Here is a 21,202-nt window from a genome sequence, read left to right as displayed (position 1 = left end):
ACTCCTTGCAGTGCAACCTTACCCTCGGACGCTCATCTTCTGACCGAAGACACTTGGCGCGGACAGGCCGAACAAGCGGCGAACTATAGCATTGCAGACACGTGCCGCCCAAGATTGATCCATTGGCGAAACGTACCATCGATTTACCGGGGCCGCGAAATAGGCAGGTGAGTCGCACGTCCATTCCCGCTATAATCGCCGCCTTTTCACCGGGCCTACCGATTTTCGCCATGAGCCAGACCAGCGACCTGATCCAATCCGCGCACCGCACCATACGTCTCGAAATCGAAGCGGTAGAGGGCCTGCTTGCCCACATCGACGCCGATTTCGTGCGCGCCTGCGAATTGATCCTCGAAAGCAACGGCCGCGTGATCGTGCTGGGCATGGGCAAGTCCGGCCATATCGGCAACAAGATCGCCGCGACCCTGGCCAGCACCGGCACCCCGGCGTTTTTCGTGCATCCTGCCGAGGCCAGCCATGGCGACATGGGCATGATCACTCGCCAGGACATCATCCTGGCCCTGTCCAACTCCGGTTCGACAGCGGAGATCGTCACTTTGCTGCCTTTGATAAAACGCATGGGCATTCCGCTGATCAGCATGACCGGCAACCCCGACTCACCCCTGGCCCAGGCTGCCGAGGTCAATCTCGACGCGCGCGTCGCTCAGGAGGCCTGCCCGCTGAACCTGGCGCCGACCTCCTCCACCACCGCTACCCTGGTGCTGGGCGATGCGCTGGCCATTGCCCTGCTCGAGGCGCGCGGCTTCACGGCCGAAGACTTCGCCTTCTCCCATCCCGGCGGAGCGCTGGGCCGACGCCTGCTGCTCAAGGTTGAGCACGTGATGCACACCGGCACTGCGCTGCCACAGGTGGCGCGCGGTACGCTGCTGCGCGATGCCCTGATGGAAATGACCCGCAAGGGCCTGGGCATGACCGCCATCCTGGAAGCCGATGGCCGCCTGGCCGGGATCTTCACCGACGGCGATCTGCGGCGCACATTGGATCGCACCATCGATGTCCACAGCACTCGAATCGAAGACGTCATGACTTCCCACGGCAAGACGGCTCGCGCCGACATGCTGGCTGCCGAGGCGCTGAAGATCATGGAAGACAACAAGATCAACTCACTGATCGTGGTTGACGATCAAGACTGTCCGGTAGGCGCCTTCAACCTTGGCGATCTGCTGCGCGCGGGAGTCATGTAATGACCGAGAATGGTGCAATGCCCGAGACTGGCAGCAACGACCTCCTGCAGCGAGGCAAGGCCATCAAGCTGGCCGTATTCGACGTCGACGGCGTACTGACCGATGGCCGCCTGTATTTCCTCGAAGACGGCAGCGAGTTCAAAAGCTTCAGCACGCTGGATGGTCAGGGCATCAAGATGCTCATCAATAGTGGCGTGACCACGGCCATCATCACCGGTCGCAAGAGCCCGGTGGTGGAGCGGCGTGCCAAAAACCTGGGCATCGCCCACCTCTTTCAGGGCCGTGAAGACAAACTCGTGGTGCTCGACGGACTGCTCGCCGAACTCGGCCTGAGCTATGAACATGTGGCTTACCTGGGCGACGACCTGCCCGACCTGCCGGTGATTCGCCGGGTGGGCCTGGGCATGGCAGTGGCCAATGCCAATGCCTTCGTGCGCCAGCATGCCGACGGTGTGACCCAGGCCAGTGGCGGCTTCGGGGCGGCACGCGAGTTCTGCGAGCTGATCCTCGATGCCCAGGGCAATCTCGAAGCGGCCCGCGCCGCCTACCTGTAGGGCCTGACATGCTGAACAAGAAAATCCGCAATATCGTCATCCTGGGTGTGCTGGGGCTGCTGTTCGCCGCCATCGGCTACTGGGACATCAGCCCGGAGCGCTTCCTCGACCAGCCCACGGCAGCCGTCGACGAAAGCCAGATCGATTACTACGCTATCAACGCGAAGGCTCGGCAATACCTGCCCGATGGCGGCGTGCAGTACGACATGACCGCCGACAAGGTCGAGCACGTGAAGACGTCGCAGGTCACTTTGCTGACCAAGCCCGACATGCAGCTGTACCGCGGAACCGTCTATCCATGGCACGTGACCAGCGATCGCGGCGAAGTCAATCCCGATGGCAGCGAAGTCGAGCTGATCGATTCGGTGCGCATCGCGCGTACCGATCAGAAAAGCCGCGCTACGCTGATCACCAGCTCGCGCATGACCGTTTTCCCACAGAAGCAATATGCGCAGACCGACCAAGACGTTAGAATCGACGGCGCCGGTGGCGTGTCGACGGCCAAGGGCATGAAAGCGTATCTGAATGACAGCAAGATCAACTTGCTGTCCAACGTAAGAGGACAGTATGAGGCTCGTTAAAACCCTCCCCTTTTTGCTCAGCCTGAGCGCAGCACTGGGAAGCGCGAGCGCCTGGGCACTGCCCACTGACCGCGATCAGCCCATTCATATCCAGTCCGACGATGCCCAGCTCGACGACAAACAGGGTGTGGCGACCTACAAGGGCAATGTGATCATTACCCAAGGGTCGATGAAGATCACCGGCAATACCGTGACCATCACCCGCAATGCCACGGGCGACGTGGACGTGTTCACTGCTGTCGGCAACCTGGCCTACTACGAGCAGAAACCCGCCGCCGACAAGCCCATCGTGCAGGCCTACGGCATGACCATCCAGTACTTCGCGGCGCAGAACCGCATCGTGCTGATCGACAAGGCCAAGGTCATCAACGACGGCAACACGTCCGAAGGCGAGAAGATCGTCTACGACACCGTGCGCCAGGTGGTCAACGCCGGCCGTGCCACGGGCAGCAAGGTCACCACGCCTCGTCCGCGCATCGACATGGTGATCCAGCCGAAGAAGAAATCCGACGCACCGCAGAAGGCCCAGTAATGGCAGTTCTGAAAGCGCAGCACCTGGCCAAGAGCTACAAGAGCCGGCAAGTCGTACGCGACGTCAGCCTGTCCATCGAAAGCGGGCAGATCGTCGGCCTGCTGGGCCCCAACGGGGCCGGCAAGACCACCTGTTTCTACATGATCGTCGGCCTGGTGCAGGCCGATCAGGGCCGTGTGCTCATCGACGACCTGGACGTCAGTCACCAGCCGATGCATGGCCGCGCCCGCTCCGGCATCGGTTACCTGCCGCAGGAGGCCTCGATCTTCCGCAAGCTGTCGGTGGCCGACAACATCATGGCCATTCTGGAAACCCGCAAGGAACTCGATGCCACGGCTCGGCTGGCAGAGCTCGAAGGCCTGCTGCAGGAATTCCACATCACGCACATCCGCGACAACCTGGGCATGAGTCTTTCGGGGGGTGAACGTCGCCGCGTAGAGATCGCCCGCGCCCTGGCCACCGCACCCAAGTTCATCCTGCTCGACGAACCCTTCGCCGGTGTCGATCCGATTTCGGTCGGCGACATCAAGCAGATTATCCACCACCTCAAGACCAAGGGCATCGGCGTATTGATCACCGACCACAACGTCCGCGAGACCCTGGATATCTGCGAAACGGCCTACATCGTCAACGACGGCCAGCTGATTGCCGAAGGCGATGCCCAGACCATTCTGGCCAACGATCTGGTGCGCGAAGTCTACCTGGGCCACGAGTTCCGCTTGTAAGGCCCGAGGGCGCCAGCGCCCTCCCACGGGCATTAATTTTCATGGCGCCCTAGGCAAACACTCAGGTTTCAGGCATATAATTTGCTTACGACATAAGCCGGGTGCTTCGGTACCCGTAGTAGAAGGCGCTTCGCGCCGGCGACCAAGGTGTTAAGTTCCTGCCATGAAACCATCGCTCGTCCTACGTATGGGCCAGCAACTGACGATGACACCGCAGTTGCAACAGGCCATCCGCCTTCTCCAGCTATCGACCCTGGACCTCCAACAGGAGATTCAGGAAGCGCTGGAATCCAATCCCATGCTCGAACGCCAGGAAGAAGGCGACGACTTCGACAACAGCGACCCGCTGGCCGACAAGGTCGAGCAGACACCGCCCCAGGAAATCCAGGAGCCGAGCTTCCAGGAATCCGCGCCTACGGTCGACAACCTCGAGGAAGGCGACTGGAACGAGCGCATCCCCAGCGAACTGCCTGTGGACACCGCCTGGGAAGACATCTACCAGACCAGCGCCAGCAGCCTGCCGAGCAACGATGACGACGAGTGGGACTTCACCACGCGCACATCGGTCGGCGAAAGCCTGCAGACGCATCTGTTGTGGCAGCTGAACCTGGCGCCCATGTCCGACACCGATCGGCTGATCGCCGTGACCATCATCGACTGCATCAACAACCAGGGTTACCTGGACGAGACGCTGCAGGAAATCTGCGAGTCTTTCGATCCTGAACTGGACATCGAGCTGGATGAGATCGAAGCGGTGCTGCACCGCATCCAGCAGTTCGAGCCCGCTGGCATTGGCGCCCGCAACCTGAGCGAATGCCTGATGCTGCAGCTGCGCCAGCTGCCGCCCAAGACCCGTTGGCTGGCCGAAGCCCAGCGCCTGGTCAGCGACTTCATCGACATGCTCGGCTCGCGCGACTACAGCCAGCTGATGCGCCGCATGAAGCTCAAGGAAGACGAGCTGCGCCAGGTCATCGAGCTGGTGCAGAGCCTCAATCCGCGACCCGGCTCGCAGATCGAATCCAGCGAGCCGGAATACGTCGTGCCCGATGTCATCGTGCGCAAGGACAGCGACCGCTGGCTGGTCGAGCTCAATCAGGAGTCCGTGCCACGCCTGCGAGTCAATCCGCAGTACGCCGGTTTCGTGCGGCGCGCCGATACCAGCGCCGACAACACCTTCATGCGCAACCAGCTGCAGGAAGCGCGCTGGTTCATCAAGAGCCTGCAGAGCCGTAACGAGACCCTGATGAAGGTGGCGACGCAGATCGTCGAGCACCAGCGCGGCTTCCTCGACTATGGCGACGAGGCCATGAAGCCTCTGGTGCTGCACGACATCGCCGAGGCGGTGGGCATGCACGAATCGACCATTTCACGGGTGACCACGCAGAAATACATGCATACACCCCGTGGCATATACGAGCTGAAATACTTTTTTTCGAGCCATGTCAGTACCTCGGAAGGTGGCGAATGCTCCTCCACGGCGATCCGCGCGATCATCAAGAAACTGGTCGCGGCCGAAAATCAGAAAAAGCCGTTGAGTGACAGCAAGATCGCTGGTTTACTGGAGGCACAAGGCATCCAGGTAGCCCGCCGAACGGTCGCCAAGTATCGCGAATCCCTCGGGATTGCGCCGTCCAGCGAACGCAAGCGGTTGATGTAGCCCTGCGATGTGCCACAGCGTTCCAGTGGCAGGCACCCAAGCCTGCTTCTTTATGCAATGGCAATAAGGAGAAGCGGTATGCAAGTCAACATCAGTGGACACCAACTGGATGTGACCGAACCCCTGCGAACCTACATCGGGGAAAAACTCGAGCGGCTCGAACGTCATTTCGACAAGATCACCAACGTTCAGGTGATCATGGAGGTCGAGAAGCTCAAACAGAAAATCGAAGCCACCCTGCGCATACCCGGTGGTGAGGTGGTTGCCAACGCCGAACATGACGACATGTACGCGGCCATCGACCTGCTTACCGACAAGCTGGATCGCCAACTCAAAAAGCATAAGGAAAAACAGCAAAGTCTGCTGCAAGGCGCGACTGCTCGCTGACACTCCCCACTCATGATCCGACTAGAAACCATCCTGACCCCCGGCCGTTCATGCGTGAACGTGCCGGGCGGCAGCAAGAAGAAAGCACTCGAAAACATCGCCGAGTTGATCGGTCGCGAAGTGCCCACGCTGGATACCCAAACGGTATTCGAAGCGCTCGTTGCCCGTGAAAAACTGGGCTCGACCGGATTCGGCAACGGCATTGCCATCCCGCATTGTCGCCTGAAGGGCTGCGATACACCCGTCAGCGCCCTTATCCACCTGAGCGCCCCGATCGACTACGACGCCATCGACGGCGCTCCCGTGGATCTGCTGTTCGTGCTTCTGGTACCCGAAGCGGCCACCGATGCCCACCTGGAGTTGCTCCGCCAGATCGCCAGCATGCTCGATCGCAAGGAAGTGCGTGAGAAACTGCGTTCGGCGCCCAGCAATCAAGCCTTGTACCAAGTGGTACTGGACGAACAGAGCGGTCATTAACCATGCGTTTGATCATCGTCAGTGGCCGCTCAGGCTCAGGCAAGAGCACTGCCCTGGATGTTCTCGAAGACAACGGTTTCTATTGCATCGACAACCTGCCGGCCGGGTTACTACCCGAACTGGCAGAGCGTGCCCTGATCCACACCGAGCTGGCACAGCCGCAGGTAGCGGTGTCAATCGATGCGCGCAACCTGCCCAGCCATTTATCACGTTTTCCCCAACTGCTGGCCGAAGTACGGGCCAAGCACATCAATTGCGATGTTCTGTACCTGGACGCCGACGAAGAAACGCTGCTCAAGCGTTTTTCCGAGACCCGTCGCCGCCACCCGCTGAGCAACGAGAGCCGCTCGCTGGCCGAGGCCATCCGCGTCGAAAGCGACCTGCTCGGGCCCATCGTCGATCTGGCCGACCTCAAGATCAACACGACCAACCTGAACCTCTACCAGCTGCGCGATGCAATCAAGGTCCGGCTGCTGAACAAGCCAGAGCCTGGTACGGCCTTTCTGGTGGAGTCATTCGGGTTCAAGCGCGGCATGCCCATAGACGCCGACCTGGTGTTCGACGTGCGCTGCCTGCCCAACCCCTACTGGAAGCCGGAGCTGCGAGAACAGTCCGGGCTCGACGCCCCGGTCGCCGAATACCTGGCGGCCCAGCCGGACGTCGAAGAGATGTACCAGGACATCTCCTCCTACCTGCTCAAATGGCTGCCGCGCTTCGCCGCCAGCAGTCGCGCCTATGTCACCATCGCCATCGGCTGTACAGGCGGGCATCATCGCTCGGTATACTTGACCGAGCGCCTGGGCCGATTGCTGCAGCAGTCGCTCAAGAACGTCCAGGTTCGCCATCGCGACCTCAGCTGAAAGGATCCCCCGCGCAATGCCCGCCCTCCAAGTAGAAATCATCAACAAGCTCGGCCTGCACGCCCGCGCCGCAGCGAAATTCGTCGGCGTGGCGGGACGCTTTCCCTGCCAGGTACGCGTCGGCCGCACACCAGAAGCTTTGGTCGACGGCAAGAGCATCATGGGTGTAATGATGTTGGCAGCCGGAAAAGGCACCACCATTCACCTGCACACCGAAGGCGAGCAGGATCAGCAGGCGCTCGATGCCATCGTCAAACTGATCAACGACAAGTTCGACGAAGGCGAGTAAAGCCAGCCAACGGCCGAGAAGCAGAACCCGGTAGCGGCAGTCGAGTACTGCGCTACGTCAGGTTCTGAGCTCTGGGTTCAAGGGTCAGGGGTCAAGACAGCGCAGTGTCCATGACCATCATCAGGCAGAACCCTACACACAGGCCCAGGCTCGCCAACTTGTGATGACCATTGCTGCGTGACTCGGGAATGATCTCGTGGGTCACTACCAGCAGCATCGCGCCGGCCGCGAAGGCCAGGCCCAAGGGCAGCAACAGCTCGCCCATGCGCACCAACCAGGCACAGAGCACGGCGAATACCGGCTCGACCAGCCCAGACGCGGCGCCAATCAGGAAAGCTTTGTAGCGCGCCATTCCGGCACCTGCCAGTACCAGCGCAATCACCAGGCCCTCGGGGACGTCCTGCAGGGCAATGCCCATCGCCAGGCTGTCGGCATCGTGCATGCCGCCGCCAGCCGACACGCCGATGGCCATGCCCTCCGGGATGTTGTGAGCAATGATGGCGATCACGAAGATCCAGATACGTGCAGGGATCACAGGCTGCTGCGTGCTGCCCACCAGATAGTCCGGTGTGACTCCGGAAACCCTCCGGTCCACCAGATACAGGCAGAACGCTCCAGACATGATGCCCAGGCTCATCAGGCCACCAGCGCCCCAGCGTGAGAAACCGATGGCCGCTGCCGCATCCAGGCCGGGAATGATCAGCGAGAACGCAGTGGCTGCCAGCATCACGCCCGCGCCGAAACCCAGCAATGTATCGGCCACCGCAACGGGCATGCTGCGAATGACCAGTACCGGGACCGCGCCCAGAGCCGTGCCCAGGGCGCAGATGGCACCGCCTTCGAGCGCACGCAGGATGCGCGGCTCGAGGTCGAGCCAGGCTAGCAGCTCGCCTACCAGCAGGGCCGCGCCTGCCAATAACAGCAACGTGCCCAGCGCCAGGCGAAAGCGGCGAACACTGACCAGCGCGAAGGCCTGCGATCCCATGGCGCGGGGCTCAGTTCACGGCGGCTTGGTAGCGCTTCTCGACATTGGCCCAGTCGACCACGTTGTAGAACGCATTGATGTATTCAGGCCGACGGTTCTGGTACTTGAGGTAGTAGGCGTGCTCCCAGACGTCCAGGCCCAGAATCGGCGTGTTGCCATTCATCAATGGGCTGTCCTGGTTGCCGCTGCTCTCCACCACCAGCTTCTTTTCCGGGGTGACGCTGAGCCAGGCCCAGCCACTGCCGAAGCGGCTCAGCGCGGCTTTGGTGAACGCTTCCTTGAAGGCATCGAACCCACCCAGCTCGGTTTCGATGGCCTGAGCCACGCTGCCCTGCGGCTGACCGCCACCGTTGGGCGACATGACTTCCCAGAACAGGCTGTGGTTGGCATGGCCGCCGCCGTGGTTGGTGACGGCGCCGCGCAGGTTTTCCGGCAGCTGCTTGACCGAGGCGACCAGCTTTTCAACGGGCCACTCGGCGTATTCGGTGCCCTCGATGGCGGCATTGACGTTGGTAATGTAGGTCTGGTGGTGCTTGGTGTGGTGGATTTCCATGGTCGCAGCATCGATGTGCGGCTCCAGGGCATCGTAGGCATACGACAAGGCAGGCAAGGTATAAGGCATTTTCAGTGAACTCCGTAGTGAAGGTTATTGGGTTGCGTGACGACTGGCGCAACGTCGGTGTCGGCGGCACCACACAGCAACCGGTGGGTACGGGGGTATTCGCCATGCTGGCGAGTGAAGCCGAGCAGTTCGGCGTAGGTCTTGCTGGCATGGCGCAGGGCCGCCTCGCGCAGCGCAGGCGGCAGTCGAGAATCCTGGGCGGCGTGCAACAGGCATTCATGAATGGCGCACAGGTACTCTGCGCTTTCTTCGGGTTGATGCAACTGCAGGTGCAGGTCGGCAAGGTTGTGGTGGGAGATGACGCATGCGGCCACTGCTTCGTCGACATCCGCCCAGCGCTCGAACAGCACCTGGGCCCATGCCAGGGCCTGCAGGTAATGCTCGCGCGCCTCGATCAGCTCGCCCCGGACAAAGCTGGCATTGGCCGTCTCCGTAATTCGTTTCCAGTGCTGCATGGCGGATGTCTCCCAGCGGTTGCCCAGCGGTCAGATACCGCCAGCGGTGAGCTTTTCCGGGTCGAGCACGTCGCCGAGCTGTTCGCGACGCAAGTCCATGTGTTCCAGCGCCACATCAATCATCGGCCGACCTTCCCTGTAGGCTAGCTCGGCAATCTGGACAGCTTGCCGATATCCGATGATCGGGTTGGCCGCGGCCACCTCGATCGGGTGGCGGGCCAGCGCCCTTCAACCTGGCCTCGTTCAACTTGCCGAGCATGATCGACACTCATCAGCGATAATGAGTTTTATTATTGATTGATATTGAGAATCAAAACAAGCATCGCTGCACAGATTGCCTGACCTGAAGGGCCGGGCAACGGGATCAGCTCCCGGCGACCGTCATGCGTTCGATCAGCACCGAGCCGGTGCGGATGTTGCTGCGCAGTTCCAGATCGTTGCCCACGGCGACGATCTGCTTGAACATGTCACGCATGTTGCCGGCGATGGTCACTTCCTGGACCGGAAACTGGATCTCGCCATTCTCGACCCAGAACCCGGCTGCTCCGCGCGAGTAGTCGCCGGTCACCATGTTCAGGCCATGGCCCATCAGTTCGGTCACCAGCAAGCCGCGGCCCATGCGGCGCAGCAGCGCTTTCTGGTCTTCGTCGCCATGGGTTACGAACAGGTTGTGCACGCCGCCAGAGTTGGCCGTACTGGGCAAGCCCAGCTTGCGGCCCGAATAGGTACTCAACACATAGGACACCAGCTCGCCATTCTCTACGAACGGCTTGGCGTAGGTTGCCAGGCCGTCGCCGTCGAATGCCGCGCTGCCCATGGCGCGCATCAGATGCGGACGCTCGTCCAGGGTCAGCCACTCGGGGAACAGCCGCTGGCCCATCGCCCCTTCCAGGAACGAGGATTTGCGGTACAGGTTGCCACCGGAGATCGCCGCGAGGAAATTTCCGAACAGCCCCCCGGCCAATTCGGCCGAAAACAATACCGGCACCTCGCACGTCGGCACCGGCCGTGCGCCAAGGCGGGCGGCAGCGCGTTGCGCGGCGCGCTGACCGATGGAAGCGGCATCGGCCAGCAACTCGCCCTGGCGACTTACGTCGTACCAGTAATCGCGCTGCATCTGCCCGTTGGCTTCGGCGATCATCACGCAGCTCAAGCTGTGTCGCGTCGATGCATAGCCGCCGATGAAGCCGTGGCTGTTGCCATACACGCGGCAGCCCTGGTGAGTGTTGAGCGTGGTGCCGTCGGCATTCTTGATCAGGGGCTCGGCGTCGAAGGCTGCGGCTTCGCAAGCCAGGGCTTTCTCGATGGCCTGCTCGGGCGTGATGTCCCAGGCGTGGTAAAGGTCGAAATCGGGCTGCTCGCGGGCCATCAGAGCGGCGTCGGCCAGGCCCGAGCTTTCATCCTCGGAGGTGTGCTTGGCGATCGCCAGGGCTGCAGCGACGGTTTCGCGAATGGCTTGGGGGCCGCTCGCCGAGGTACTGGCCGAACCCTTGCGCTGGCCGACGTACAGGGTGATGCCGAAACCCTGGTCGCGGTTGAATTCGACGGTCTCGACTTCGCGCTGGCGCACCGACGTGGACAGGCCCTGCTCCAGCGACACAGCCACTTCGCAGGCGCTGGCGCCCTGACGCCGGGCTTCATCGATGATCTGCTGCACTTGTTCCTGCAGGACTGGCAATGCCTGCGGGCCGACGCTCTGGGGTGCGTTCATGGTGTTCTCCAATCAAATTCGGGTTCGGGGCGGGCCGATCTACGGCCGGGCCAGACAAGCGGCCCCCGACTGGTTATCATGGCGGCGTTTATTTGCGGACTGCCCCCATGGTTGATTCTTACGACGACTCCCTCGATGAGGGAAAAAGCAAAACTCAGGTCAAACGCGAGCTCCATGCGCTGACCGATCTGGGCGAGCGCCTTATCACGCTCAAGCCGGACATGCTCGATCGCCTGCCCTTGACCGATGGCCTGCGCCGGGCGTTGGCCGATGCCTCCAAGCACACGGCGAACATCGCGCGCAAACGCCACATCCAGTTCATCGGCAAACTGATGCGCGACCAGGACATCGACGCCATTCTGGTGCTGCTCGACCAAGTGGACGCCTCCACCCGGCAATACAACGAGCGCTTCCACAACCTGGAGCGTTGGCGTGATCGGCTGGTAGCCGGCCCGGACCAGGTGCTGGAAGCGTTTTTCGCCGACTACCCGGAAACCGATCGTCAGCATCTGCGCAACCTGGTTCGCCAGGCCCAGCACGAGACGGCGCACAACAAACCGCCTGCCACCACGCGCAAGATCTTCAAGTACATCCGCGAGCTGGACGAAACTCAACGCGGCTTGCGCTGAGACGCCTGAAGGCAGGCCGCCCGGCCTGCCTGTCATCCGCTTCAGGCGCCGGTACCGCCCACGGTGATCGCATCGATCTTCAAGGTCGGCTGGCCTACGCCCACGGGCAGCGACTGCCCATCCTTGCCGCAGGTACCCACACCGCTGTCGAGCGACAGGTCGTTGCCGACCATCGAGACCCTGCTCATCGCTTCCGGGCCATTGCCGATCAGCGTGGCGCCCTTGACCGGTGTGGTGATCTTGCCGTCTTCGATAAGGTAGGCTTCGCTGGTCGAGAAGACGAACTTGCCGCTGGTGATATCCACCTGCCCGCCACCCAGGTTGGCGCAATAGATGCCCTTCTTCACCGAGGCGATGATTTCGGCCGGGTCGCTTTCGCCCGCCAGCATGTAGGTATTGGTCATCCGCGGCATGGGCAGGTGCGCATAGGATTCGCGACGACCGTTGCCTGTGGCGGCCACGCCCATCAGACGCGCATTGAGCTTGTCCTGCATGTAGCCCTTGAGCACGCCGTTTTCGATCAGGGTGGTGCACTGCGTAGGCGTGCCTTCGTCATCGACGCTCAGTGAACCGCGACGCCCGGCCAGGGTGCCATCGTCGACGATGGTGCACAGGCTGGAGGCGACCTTCTCGCCCACGCGGCCGCTGTAGGCCGAGCTGCCCTTGCGGTTGAAATCGCCTTCCAGGCCGTGCCCGACCGCTTCGTGCAGGAGCACGCCTGACCAGCCCGCGCCCATCACCACAGGCATGGTACCGGCCGGCGCCGCCACCGCCTCGACGTTGACCAGCGCCTGGCGCAGCGCTTCGCGGGCGTAGCCCATGGCGCGGTCTTCGGCCAGGAAGTAACGGTAATCGGTACGGCCACCGCCACCGTGGCCGCCGCGCTCGCGACGCCCATTGTGCTCGACGATCACACTGACATTGAAGCGCACCAGTGGACGCACGTCGGCGGCCAGGCTGCCATCGGCTGCAGCGACGAGAATTCTTTCCCAGACACCGGCCATGCTGACGGTGACTTGCTGGATACGCGGGTCCAGCGCGCGGGTGGCGGCGTCGACACGCTTGAGCAGGTCGACTTTCTCGGCGCGGGTCAGGACCTCCAGTGGGTTGTCAGGACCGTACAACTGGCTTACCACCGGACTGCTGAACGCCTGCACGCGGCCGTTCTGGCCAGCGCGGGAAATCGAGCGGGCCGCACGCGCGGCCTGCACCAGAGCGTCCTGAGTGATGGCGTTGCTGTAGGCGAACCCGGTCTTCTCACCGGACTGAGCGCGCACGCCCACGCCCTGATCGAGGTTGAAGCTGCCTTCCTTGACGATGCCGTCTTCCAGCGCCCAGGACTCGGAAATCTGACCCTGGAAATACAGGTCGGCGGCGTCTATACCGGGGCCGGCCAACTCGCCCAACACCGACTGCAGGCTGTCCAGCGTGAGGCCGCCGGGTGCCAGCAGGTGTTCGCTGACGGTGGATAACATCTGGCTCATATTTACTCCGCGCTGTTCGCAGGACGCTCGACGTACTGCGTAGAAAAAGCTCGCAGGACGCTCGACGTACTGCGTAGAAAAAGCTCGCAGGACGCTTCGCGTGCTGCGTGGGAAAGTGCTCGCAGGACGCGTGGCGTCCTGCGCAAATGACTGCGCGCGGGTGGCCGGAAGCGGCCCGCGCAATTCGGGTGTCGGTGACGGATGCTCAATACATGCGTCCGCCCGGACACTTTTTCAATACCGGAGCCCGGCCGACAGTCCGATACCGGGCGACGGCCACCGCGCCCTCAGCCGCCGAAAGGCTTGACTAGGGTCATCTGCGGATCCTTCCAGGAACCCTCGATGCGGTATTGCACGCTGGCGAAGCGCGCCACGCGGTCGCCCAGCAGCTTGTTCACCACGAACAAGGCGCCGCCCACCACCGGCGCGCCGACCAGCACCGCCGCCAGCGGCAGGCTGTTGGTGATCGGCAGGGCAACCTGCACCTTGGCGTTGACGCCGTCGCGGACCATGTCCAGGGTACCGTCCAGATCGATGTCGGTGGTGGGACCGCGCAGGGTGATCGGGGTACGCGTCACATAGACCCCTTCGCTGGCCACCAGCAGGCCTTTGACTCGATCGTAGCTCAAACCCTTGCCCAGCACATCGGAGAAATCCAGGCGCAGGCGACGGCCGATGGCATTGAAGTTGAGCAGGCCGAACACGCGCAGAGCCTGGGCGCCGCCCTCGACCTCGACGAACTGGCCATCACGCAAAGTAGCGTCCAGGTTGCCGGAAAAACGCTTGAGCCCGACCCAGGCCGGCGAACCCGGCCAGCGACCATCGGCGTCGAGGTGGAACGACTCACTGGTCACGGTCGGGGCAAATTTCCACGCCTGCAGCACATCGGCCAGGTTCTTGCCTTGCAAGCGCCCGCGGAACCACGTGTTGGAGGCTCCCGGCGCGCCTTCCCATGTGCCCGCGCCGTGCAGCATCAAGCCCTTGAGACCCAGGTCGAGGTCGTTGAGGGCGACACCCTTGGACGTTGGGCGCAGCTTCAGCGACCAGCTGCCGATCAACTCTTCGCCCTGCAACAGCTGGCGGATCCTGACATTCACCGCGGGTATCTTGCGTGGGTCGACATTGGCCAAAGGGTCTGGTGCTTCCACCGGGTTGTCGGCCTTGACCGCGTTCGGATCGACCGGCGGCAGGCGCACGGTATCGAGGTCGACGTTGATCGGGGTCGCCTTGCCATCGGGCACATCGACCTTGCCGGTGATCTGTTGGCTGGCCAGGGCAAGGTGCCAGGCGCTGGGGCTGCGGTTGAGTTGCACGTGCGCCTGGTCGAGTTGCTGACCGAAGCCCTTGAGCGTGCCGACCTGCAGGTCGACCGCATTGATCAACTGGCTGGCAGTGCCACCCGGATCGCCACCGGTGTATTGCTCGGCCTGCTGCTGCCAGGGCTCCAGATCCAGGGTCGGCAACGCGCCGCGGACTCGCAGCCCCTGGGTTGTGGGCATCTGCGGCGTACCAGAGCCGACCAGCAACTCGCCCCGACCATTGGCCAGGTCGGCGGGCGGAGCTGCATAGGCAAAACTGGCCAGATCGGCATAGGTGACGTCGAAGCGGCGTTCCCGGCCCTGCAGGTTCATCACGAATACGGTCGGGCGCGCCACAGGGCGTGTTTTGCCAAAGGGCGCAGGCAGGTCGATGTCGACACCCTTGAGGTCGGAGTCGACGCGAAGCTGGCTGTCGGCACCCAGCATGAGCTGCAGCTGGTAGGCAATATCACCGGAGGCCGGCACGGCCTGCTTGACCTGCAACCAGTCGGCCAGGCGCTTCACCGGGATCTGGCTGTGGGCGACGATGCGGGTCAACGGCGCGCCTGGCTTGCCTTCGGCAGAAATCTGCGCCTTCACCGGCTGATCGAACGCCTGGGCAGTGATGCCCTCGCCGCTCAACCCCTTGTCGAAGTCGAAACGAAACGCCCCGCCCAGCTGGCTGAGCGCGAGCTCCGGAGACTTGATCTTCAGGCGGGCCGCGTGGGTGCTGAAATCCACCACGACTTTGGGCTCATGGCCCTTGACCAGCGGAATGTCGAGGTCGAGCCTGCCCTTGAGCGGGCCTTCACCCTGCCAGCCGGCGAAAATGTCGGCGGTGCCGATGGGCGCGGTCTGCAGAATTTTCAAACCGTCGGCCAGCCCCCCGTCGAAGCTGCCTTTGACATACAGGTGGCTGTCCTCGCCAAGGGGTACATGGGGCACAGTGACGGAAACGTCGCTGACCTTGGTGTCGAGGATCTGCCCGCGGTCGGCCAGGATGCGCACGTCACCGTCCTGGATATAGACATTGCCGGCGACCTTGCGCGCCTCCGGCCAACCGGGCTGGAACGCCAGGGTCACGTCGTGGACCTTGAAGAACAGCGTGATACTGCGCGAATGCGCCTCGGCCGCGCTGGCCAGCGAACCCTGGTACTGGAAGTAACCTTGGTCGACCGCGCCGCGCTTGATCGCCGTACGCAGCCACTGGTCGACCGCTGGGCTGAGTACCTTGGGCAGATATTTGCTGGTGTAGGCGCCATCACCATCGACCAGGCCGACGCGCAGGTCCATGTAGGGCTCGGCCTCATGGTGCAATGGCAGACGAATGAGAAAGTCCGCTGCAATGTTGCCTTCTTCGCCCAGCACCTTGATGGCCGGTGCGATCAGGGTGAACGCGTGTTCATCGAGCTTGAAATTCAGACGAGCGTTGGCCTTGAGGTAATGCCAGGGCTTTTCGAAGATCGGGCTCAGGTGCAGCATGAACTTTTCACTGTCCAGGCGCAGCTCGCCCTGGCCGATATCGCCGATCAGGCTACCGCTGACATTGTCCGCCGCCGGGGCGCCGGAATAGGCGTCGAAGCCGACGTTCTCGAGGTTGGCCGCGTAGCTCAGGCGCTCGGCCCCGGTGGCCTTGGGGCGGATGTCGAGCGAGACGTTGCGCAGCACACCGGTGAGGTTCAGGCCGTTGGCGATGGCTGCCACCTGCTTGGGCAGGGGCACCAGCGCGTCCAGCAACGGCGTGATCGGTGTCAGGTCGAGACGATCGGCCTGGATGCGCCACTGCTCCTCGGCCGCGGACGTCGCGGCGCGCTGCTGCAGAGCCACGTGGGTCTGCCAGGGCTTGCCATCCAGGGTCATGGCCAAGGTGCCCAGGTTCAGGTCGAAGCCTTCGGCGCTGCGTTGCGCCCAGGCCTGCAGCTTGAGATCGGCGATGGCGTAGGGCTTGTGCCCGGCGCGGGCACCTTTGAACGTCGGCACATCGAGCTTGACCACCGCTCGCTGGACGTTGGCATCCGCCCAGTCCAGCCAGAACTCGCCGCCCGCCTTGAACTGTTCGAGTTTCCAGGCCTGGGTGTAGCGGCTCGGCAACCATTCCGCCCAGTCGCTTTGCGGCAGGTTCAGATAGATCTGGGCACGGCCCTGGCGCCATCGTTCGGCGCGCACCTGTGCCTCCACGTTCAGCGCCAGCGGCTGGCCGTCAGGCAAATGCAGGCGCAGATCCAGGCGCTGCCGCTCTTCGCTGGTGCGCAGGCTCAGACCCACATAGGTCAAGGTCAGCGGGTCGTGCTCGAACGGTTGCAGGGTCAGTTGGCTGTCGAGCACCGACAGCCGCTCGACCTGTTGCATCTGCTGCAACGTGCGCTGCATGTCGAAGGCCTGGTCCTGCTGCTGCGGCAGCCCCTTGAGCGACCACTTGCCGGCAGCATCCTCGACGGCGCTGAGCTGTACGCCGCCCAGTTCGAGATGGGCAATGCGCACCGACCGCGCCAACAGGCTGCCCCACAGGTCCGGCACCACCCTGACCTGATCCAGACGCAGCGCACTGCTGCCCTCGCCCACTTGCACATCGTGAACCAGCAGTATCGGTGCCAGACGGCTCCAGCGCCCTTCCAGGCTGCCGATGCGCACCGGCATGCCCAGCGCTTCGCTGGCACGTGCCTCGATCTGCGCGTCGTATTCGGCCACCAGGGGCACCAGCTGCCGGCCCAGGCTGACGTACAACGCCAGCAACACCAGCAGCACCGCACACAGCGTCAGCGCCCAACGCGTCAGGCCAGCGAGCACGGCATTCAAGCGGACCATGCAGGCATGCTCCCGCCACAGGCCGCGTCAGCCTGAAAGCCCGAAGCTTGAAGACTGGAAGCCTGAAGACTGGAAAATCGTTTCACTGGCCGTTTCAGAGCAGCACCACATCATATTGTTCCTGGGAATACATGGACTCGACCTGGAAGCGAATGGTTCGTCCGATGAAGGCTTCCAGTTCGGCCACGTTGCCGGATTCTTCGTCGAGCAGCCGGTCGACCACTTTTTGATTGGCCAGCACGCGGTAGCCCACGGCCTGATAGGCCCGCGCCTCGCGCAGGATCTCGCGGAAAATCTCGTAGCACACCGTTTCCGGGGTTTTCAGCTTGCCGCGGCCCTGGCAACAGATGCAGGGCTCGCACAGGACCTGTTCAAGGCTTTCGCGAGTGCGCTTGCGGGTCATCTGCACCAGGCCCAGCTCGGTGATGCCGATGATGTTGGTCTTGGCGTGATCGCGTTCGAGCTGCTTCTCCAGGGTACGCAGAACCTGGCGCTGGTGTTCTTCATCTTCCATGTCGATGAAGTCGATGATGATGATTCCGCCGATGTTGCGCAGACGCAGCTGCCGGGCAATGGCGGTGGCCGCTTCCAGGTTGGTCTTGAAGATGGTCTCTTCGAGGTTGCGGTGGCCGACGAAGGCCCCGGTGTTGACGTCGATGGTGGTCATCGCCTCGGCCGGATCGACCACCAGATAGCCGCCGGACTTGAGTGGCACCTTGCGGTCCAGCGCCCGCTGGATCTCGTCTTCCACACCGTACAGATCGAAAATGGGCCGCTCGCCCGGGTAGTGCTCCAAGCGGTCGGCAATTTCGGGCATCAATTCGGCCACGAACTGCGTGGTCTTCTGGAAGGTCTCCCGCGAGTCGATGCGGATCTTCTCGATCTTCGGGTTGACCAGATCGCGCAGGGTACGCAGCGCCAGGTCCAGGTCCTCGTAGATCTCGGTCGGCGCCCCGACGGTCTGGATCTGCGCGTTGATCTGGTCCCACAGCCGGCGCAGGTAGCGGATGTCCATGAGGATTTCCTCGGCGCCCGCCCCCTCGGCGGCGGTGCGCAGGATGAACCCGCCAACCTCCTGGATACCCTCTTTCTCGACGCAGTCTGCCACCACCTTCTTCAAGCGTTCACGCTCGCCTTCATCCTCGATCTTCAGGGAAATGCCGACGTGCCGGGTGCGCGGCATGTATACCAGGTAGCGTGAGGGAATCGACAGCTGGGTGGTCAGGCGCGCGCCTTTGGAGCCGATCGGGTCCTTGGTGACCTGTACCACCAGGCTCTGCCCCTCATGGACCAGCGCGCTGATGGTTTCCAGGGTCGAGCCTTCGCGCAGGGAGATTTCCGAAGCATGGATGAACGCGGCGCGGTCCAGGCCGATGTCGATGAAGGCGGCCTGCATGCCGGGCAGCACGCGCACCACCTTGCCTTTATAGATATTGCCGACGATCCCGCGCCGCTGGGTGCGCTCGACGTGGACCTCTTGCAGGACACCGTTTTCCACCACGGCCACGCGCGATTCCATCGGCGTGATGTTGATCAGAATCTCTTCGCTCATGGCTGGGTCTCGTTCCTGGTGTCTTTATTGTAATGGCGATGGCGCTCCTGGCCGGCCCTCTTCAGGACACTTGCCAGCAGGCGATGCCATTGCGTTGCAGCAGCGCCGCGGTTTCGTACAAACCCAGGCCGACGACGGCAGAATAACTGCCTTCGAGCTTTTCTACGAATATTGCGCCCAGGCCCTGGATGCCGTAGCCCCCCGCCTTGTCCACCGGTTCGCCGCTGGCCCAGTAGGCACGGGCTTCGGCTTCGTCTATCGGGCGAAACGTGACCCGCGCCGAGGCCGTGCCGATGTCCATCTGCGTGCCATCGAACAGCGCCGCGGCGGTGAGCACTTCATGGGTGCTGCCGGATAACAGGGCCAGCATTGCCAGGGCATCGGCTTGGTCGCGCGGCTTGCCGAGAATGCGTCCTTGCGCGATCACTGCAGTGTCCGCGCCCAGCACGTGGGCGGCCCCCGGCTGCGACCGCGACTGCCAGCCGGCGCGGGCCTTTTCTTCGGCCATGCGCTGCACGTATGCATGGCTTTCTTCGCCGGGTCTGGGTGTTTCGTCGATGGCGGCGTTGATCACGGTGAAGGGTACGCCGATCTGCGTCAGCAGTTCACGACGCCTGGGCGAGCTGGAAGCCAGGTACAGGGTAGGCATGCAAGGCGTCTCCGCGTCGGGCCGCGCGGGCCCGTCAGTTGATGCCCAGGCGCTTGCGCAAGCCACGCAGCAGGTAGCTGACCCACGGCCAGAGCAAGGCGCTCATCAAGGCAGGCAACAGCAGGGCCAGGGTAGGTTGGCGGTTGCCGGTCAACGCGCTCAGCCACAGCTGCACCAGCTGCGCCAGACCGAAGACCACGAGGATGACCAGGCTCTGCTGCCACATTGGAAAGATGCGCATGCGCTGGGCCAGGGACAGGATAAGGAAGGTGATCAGGCTGAGGATGAGTGCGTTCTGCCCAAGCAGGGTGCCGAACAGCACGTCTTGCGCAAGGCCGAGGATCCAGGCGGTGGTCATGCCCACCTTGTGTGGCACCGAGAGCGTCCAGTAGGCCAGCAGCAGGGCCAGCCACAGCGGCCGCAACACTTCCATGAACTGCGGCATGGGCGACACGCACAGCAGCAGACCGACGACGAAGGTCAGCCAGATCACCCAGCCATTGCGCGAGCGCGTACCAACCATTATTGCCTCTCCCGTGTGGTGGCCGGCGCAGAGCGCGAAGGTGTCGCCGGCGGGGTGCGCTCAGGGGTGGCGGCCGGGGCCGAGCTGGCACGCGCCGGGGCGGTGGCTGCCGGCGTCGTGGTGTGGGCAGGCGTTGCCGGTGCCGCAGCGGGCGCAGCAGTGGCTGGCGCGGAGGTTGCTGCAGGGACCGGCGTCGCCGGGGTGCCGTCCTGTGGCGCGGCACCCTGGCGGTCGGCCGCCTCTTGCGCCTGCGCAGCTTCGGTCGCCCGCTGCTCCGGCGAGCGACTGTCGCTGAACACCAGCAGCAGATAGCGGCTGCGGTTCAGGGCGGCGGTGGGCACGGCGCGGACGATGGCAAAGGGTTGACCGGAGTCGTGGATGACTTCCTTGACCGTGGCCACCGGGTAACCCGCCGGGAATCGCTGGCCCAGGCCAGAGCTGACCAACAGGTCGCCTTCCTTGATGTCGGCAGTGTCGGCCACGTGGCGCAGCTCGAGCCGCTCGGGATTGCCCGTGCCGCTGGCGATGGCGCGCAGCCCGTTGCGGTTGACCTGCACTGGAATACTGTGGGTGGTGTCGGTGAGCAGCAGCACACGCGAGGTGTAGGGCATCAATTCGACCACCTGCCCCATAAGGCCACGCGCGTCGAGCACCGGCTGGCCGAGTACCACGCCATCGCGCTCGCCCTTGTTGATCAGGATGCGATGGGTGAACGGGTTCGGGTCCATGCCGATCAGCTCGGCAACCTCGACCTTTTCGTTCACCAGCGCCGAAGAATTGAGCAACTCGCGCAGGCGCACGTTCTGCTCGGTCAGCGCCGCCAGCTTCTGCAGGCGACCCTGCAGCAACAGGCCCTCGGTCTTGAGTTTTTCGTTTTCGGCCAGCAGCTCGGTGCGGCTGCCGAACTGGCTGGCAACGCCTTCGTACAGGCGCTGCGGCAGGTCGGTGACCCAATAGGCACGCATCAGCACCAGCGACATTTCGCTGCGCACGGGTTTGAGCAGGGTGAAGCGCGCGTCGACGACCATCAGCGCGACCGACAGCACGACCAGCACCAACAGGCGCACGCCCAGTGAGGGGCCCTTGGTGAAAAGCGGTTTAATAGGCCGCTCCTCCCAGGCAAATGTTCATGTGGTCATTCATGTGACGGCAAACCGGCCCGGATCGAAAGTACAGGACGCATACAGGTAGCATCGAAGACGCTACCTGTAAACGACCCCAG

21 protein-coding genes and 1 pseudogene are annotated in these 21,202 nt (G+C 63.1%); 11 read left to right on the top strand and 11 right to left on the bottom strand.

Annotated features, from left to right (window positions below):
- Positions 1-230: 230 nt before the first annotated feature.
- The 10 genes from ONG87_RS04255 to ONG87_RS04210 all read left to right on the top strand — a co-directional run bounded on the left by ONG87_RS04255 (position 231) and on the right by ONG87_RS04210 (position 7,267).
- Entirely contained in the window at positions 231-1,205 is a 975-nt protein-coding gene (locus ONG87_RS04255; RefSeq protein WP_122479499.1) for a KpsF/GutQ family sugar-phosphate isomerase, read from the top strand.
- Positions 1,206-1,222: 17 nt separating this feature from the next.
- Entirely contained in the window at positions 1,223-1,759 is a 537-nt protein-coding gene (locus tag ONG87_RS04250) for an HAD family hydrolase (RefSeq protein ID WP_185794211.1), read from the top strand.
- 8 nt (positions 1,760-1,767) lie between these two features.
- Positions 1,768-2,340: an LPS export ABC transporter periplasmic protein LptC gene (gene lptC / locus ONG87_RS04245; protein WP_122479500.1), complete on the top strand. Its 573-nt coding sequence runs from the start codon at positions 1,768-1,770 to the stop codon at positions 2,338-2,340.
- A complete protein-coding gene (gene lptA / locus ONG87_RS04240; RefSeq protein WP_043186718.1) occupies positions 2,327-2,872 on the top strand; it encodes a lipopolysaccharide transport periplasmic protein LptA in 546 nt (181 codons plus the stop codon). Before lptC ends, lptA begins: the two co-directional genes overlap by 14 nt.
- Entirely contained in the window at positions 2,872-3,597 is a 726-nt protein-coding gene (lptB, locus tag ONG87_RS04235) for an LPS export ABC transporter ATP-binding protein (RefSeq protein WP_043186715.1), read from the top strand. The genes lptA and lptB overlap by 1 nt, the downstream gene beginning before the upstream one ends.
- Before the next feature lie 163 nt (positions 3,598-3,760).
- A complete protein-coding gene (locus ONG87_RS04230) occupies positions 3,761-5,254 on the top strand; it encodes an RNA polymerase factor sigma-54 (protein WP_192053588.1) in 1,494 nt (497 codons plus the stop codon).
- 78 nt (positions 5,255-5,332) lie between these two features.
- Positions 5,333-5,641 (top strand): ribosome-associated translation inhibitor RaiA, encoded by a 309-nt coding sequence (gene raiA, locus ONG87_RS04225; RefSeq protein WP_049860579.1) that lies wholly within the window; start codon positions 5,333-5,335, stop codon positions 5,639-5,641.
- Positions 5,642-5,653: 12 nt separating this feature from the next.
- Positions 5,654-6,118 carry a PTS IIA-like nitrogen regulatory protein PtsN gene (gene ptsN, locus ONG87_RS04220; RefSeq protein ID WP_122479502.1) on the top strand — a complete coding sequence of 155 codons (465 nt, stop codon included), beginning with the start codon at positions 5,654-5,656 and terminating at the stop codon, positions 6,116-6,118.
- Between the two features lie 2 nt (positions 6,119-6,120).
- The gene (gene rapZ, locus ONG87_RS04215; protein WP_122479503.1) at positions 6,121-6,978 is read left to right on the top strand and encodes an RNase adapter RapZ; all 858 of its coding nucleotides are present in this window, start codon (positions 6,121-6,123) and stop codon (positions 6,976-6,978) included.
- 16 nt (positions 6,979-6,994) lie between these two features.
- Entirely contained in the window at positions 6,995-7,267 is a 273-nt protein-coding gene (locus tag ONG87_RS04210) for an HPr family phosphocarrier protein (RefSeq protein WP_122479504.1), read from the top strand.
- 91 nt (positions 7,268-7,358) lie between these two features.
- Here the strand turns inward: ONG87_RS04210 and ONG87_RS04205 are convergent, their stop codons facing one another.
- The 5 genes and pseudogenes from ONG87_RS04205 to pmbA all read right to left on the bottom strand — a co-directional run bounded on the left by ONG87_RS04205 (position 7,359) and on the right by pmbA (position 11,040).
- Positions 7,359-8,252: a ZIP family metal transporter gene (locus ONG87_RS04205; protein WP_122479505.1), complete on the bottom strand. Its 894-nt coding sequence runs from the start codon at positions 8,250-8,252 to the stop codon at positions 7,359-7,361.
- A gap of 10 nt (positions 8,253-8,262) precedes the next feature.
- Positions 8,263-8,874 (bottom strand): superoxide dismutase, encoded by a 612-nt coding sequence (locus ONG87_RS04200; protein WP_122479506.1) that lies wholly within the window; start codon positions 8,872-8,874, stop codon positions 8,263-8,265.
- 2 nt (positions 8,875-8,876) lie between these two features.
- On the bottom strand, positions 8,877-9,329 hold the full coding sequence (locus ONG87_RS04195; RefSeq protein ID WP_264382266.1) for a DUF2753 domain-containing protein: 453 nt from the start codon (positions 9,327-9,329) through the stop codon (positions 8,877-8,879).
- Between the two features lie 30 nt (positions 9,330-9,359).
- A pseudogene (gene aspA / locus ONG87_RS04190) lies at positions 9,360-9,579 on the bottom strand (aspartate ammonia-lyase); the annotation flags it as partial.
- A 114-nt stretch (positions 9,580-9,693) separates the two neighbouring features.
- The gene (gene pmbA, locus ONG87_RS04185; RefSeq protein ID WP_122479509.1) at positions 9,694-11,040 is read right to left on the bottom strand and encodes a metalloprotease PmbA; all 1,347 of its coding nucleotides are present in this window, start codon (positions 11,038-11,040) and stop codon (positions 9,694-9,696) included.
- 107 nt (positions 11,041-11,147) lie between these two features.
- On the opposite strand from pmbA, the gene yjgA reads away from it, so the two are divergent.
- Positions 11,148-11,669, top strand: coding sequence for a ribosome biogenesis factor YjgA (yjgA, locus tag ONG87_RS04180; protein WP_264382265.1), 522 nt, complete (start codon positions 11,148-11,150; stop codon positions 11,667-11,669).
- Between the two features lie 41 nt (positions 11,670-11,710).
- Here yjgA and tldD read toward each other — a convergent pair whose 3' ends face one another.
- The 6 genes from tldD to mreC all read right to left on the bottom strand — a co-directional run bounded on the left by tldD (position 11,711) and on the right by mreC (position 21,053).
- Positions 11,711-13,153, bottom strand: a complete 1,443-nt coding sequence (gene tldD, locus ONG87_RS04175; protein WP_122479511.1) for a metalloprotease TldD — start codon at positions 13,151-13,153, stop codon at positions 11,711-11,713.
- A 287-nt stretch (positions 13,154-13,440) separates the two neighbouring features.
- Positions 13,441-17,256: a YhdP family protein gene (locus ONG87_RS04170; protein ID WP_264382264.1), complete on the bottom strand. Its 3,816-nt coding sequence runs from the start codon at positions 17,254-17,256 to the stop codon at positions 13,441-13,443.
- Between the two features lie 94 nt (positions 17,257-17,350).
- Positions 17,351-18,808 (bottom strand): ribonuclease G, encoded by a 1,458-nt coding sequence (rng, locus tag ONG87_RS04165; protein WP_122479513.1) that lies wholly within the window; start codon positions 18,806-18,808, stop codon positions 17,351-17,353.
- Positions 18,809-18,869: 61 nt separating this feature from the next.
- The gene (locus ONG87_RS04160; RefSeq protein WP_122479514.1) at positions 18,870-19,457 is read right to left on the bottom strand and encodes a nucleoside triphosphate pyrophosphatase; all 588 of its coding nucleotides are present in this window, start codon (positions 19,455-19,457) and stop codon (positions 18,870-18,872) included.
- Between the two features lie 34 nt (positions 19,458-19,491).
- Complete coding sequence (mreD, locus tag ONG87_RS04155) at positions 19,492-19,980, bottom strand: rod shape-determining protein MreD (protein ID WP_122479515.1); 489 nt, start codon at positions 19,978-19,980, stop codon at positions 19,492-19,494.
- Positions 19,980-21,053: a rod shape-determining protein MreC gene (gene mreC, locus ONG87_RS04150; protein ID WP_264382823.1), complete on the bottom strand. Its 1,074-nt coding sequence runs from the start codon at positions 21,051-21,053 to the stop codon at positions 19,980-19,982. Before mreC ends, mreD begins: the two co-directional genes overlap by 1 nt.
- Positions 21,054-21,202: the final 149 nt, after the last annotated feature.

This window comes from Pseudomonas sp. MM227, from assembly GCF_947090715.1.
GTDB classification, from domain to species: Bacteria; Pseudomonadota; Gammaproteobacteria; order Pseudomonadales; family Pseudomonadaceae; genus Aquipseudomonas; species Aquipseudomonas baltica.
This window is presented reverse-complemented; position numbering and strand designations above follow the sequence as displayed.

What these genes read in the sequence shown, in the direction of transcription:
- ONG87_RS04255 (WP_122479499.1), top strand. Translation starts at nt 231, where the DNA reads ATGAGCCAGACCAGCGACCTGATCCAATCCGCGCACCGCACCATACGT.
- ONG87_RS04250 (WP_185794211.1), top strand. Translation starts at nt 1,223, where the DNA reads ATGCCCGAGACTGGCAGCAACGACCTCCTGCAGCGAGGCAAGGCCATC.
- lptC (WP_122479500.1), top strand. Translation starts at nt 1,768, where the DNA reads ATGCTGAACAAGAAAATCCGCAATATCGTCATCCTGGGTGTGCTGGGG.
- lptA (WP_043186718.1), top strand. Translation starts at nt 2,327, where the DNA reads ATGAGGCTCGTTAAAACCCTCCCCTTTTTGCTCAGCCTGAGCGCAGCA.
- lptB (WP_043186715.1), top strand. Translation starts at nt 2,872, where the DNA reads ATGGCAGTTCTGAAAGCGCAGCACCTGGCCAAGAGCTACAAGAGCCGG.
- ONG87_RS04230 (WP_192053588.1), top strand. Translation starts at nt 3,761, where the DNA reads ATGAAACCATCGCTCGTCCTACGTATGGGCCAGCAACTGACGATGACA.
- raiA (WP_049860579.1), top strand. Translation starts at nt 5,333, where the DNA reads ATGCAAGTCAACATCAGTGGACACCAACTGGATGTGACCGAACCCCTG.
- ptsN (WP_122479502.1), top strand. Translation starts at nt 5,654, where the DNA reads ATGATCCGACTAGAAACCATCCTGACCCCCGGCCGTTCATGCGTGAAC.
- rapZ (WP_122479503.1), top strand. Translation starts at nt 6,121, where the DNA reads ATGCGTTTGATCATCGTCAGTGGCCGCTCAGGCTCAGGCAAGAGCACT.
- ONG87_RS04210 (WP_122479504.1), top strand. Translation starts at nt 6,995, where the DNA reads ATGCCCGCCCTCCAAGTAGAAATCATCAACAAGCTCGGCCTGCACGCC.
- ONG87_RS04205 (WP_122479505.1), bottom strand. Translation starts at nt 8,252, where the DNA reads ATGGGATCGCAGGCCTTCGCGCTGGTCAGTGTTCGCCGCTTTCGCCTG.
- ONG87_RS04200 (WP_122479506.1), bottom strand. Translation starts at nt 8,874, where the DNA reads ATGCCTTATACCTTGCCTGCCTTGTCGTATGCCTACGATGCCCTGGAG.
- ONG87_RS04195 (WP_264382266.1), bottom strand. Translation starts at nt 9,329, where the DNA reads ATGCAGCACTGGAAACGAATTACGGAGACGGCCAATGCCAGCTTTGTC.
- pmbA (WP_122479509.1), bottom strand. Translation starts at nt 11,040, where the DNA reads ATGAACGCACCCCAGAGCGTCGGCCCGCAGGCATTGCCAGTCCTGCAG.
- yjgA (WP_264382265.1), top strand. Translation starts at nt 11,148, where the DNA reads ATGGTTGATTCTTACGACGACTCCCTCGATGAGGGAAAAAGCAAAACT.
- tldD (WP_122479511.1), bottom strand. Translation starts at nt 13,153, where the DNA reads ATGAGCCAGATGTTATCCACCGTCAGCGAACACCTGCTGGCACCCGGC.
- ONG87_RS04170 (WP_264382264.1), bottom strand. Translation starts at nt 17,256, where the DNA reads ATGGTCCGCTTGAATGCCGTGCTCGCTGGCCTGACGCGTTGGGCGCTG.
- rng (WP_122479513.1), bottom strand. Translation starts at nt 18,808, where the DNA reads ATGAGCGAAGAGATTCTGATCAACATCACGCCGATGGAATCGCGCGTG.
- ONG87_RS04160 (WP_122479514.1), bottom strand. Translation starts at nt 19,457, where the DNA reads ATGCCTACCCTGTACCTGGCTTCCAGCTCGCCCAGGCGTCGTGAACTG.
- mreD (WP_122479515.1), bottom strand. Translation starts at nt 19,980, where the DNA reads ATGGTTGGTACGCGCTCGCGCAATGGCTGGGTGATCTGGCTGACCTTC.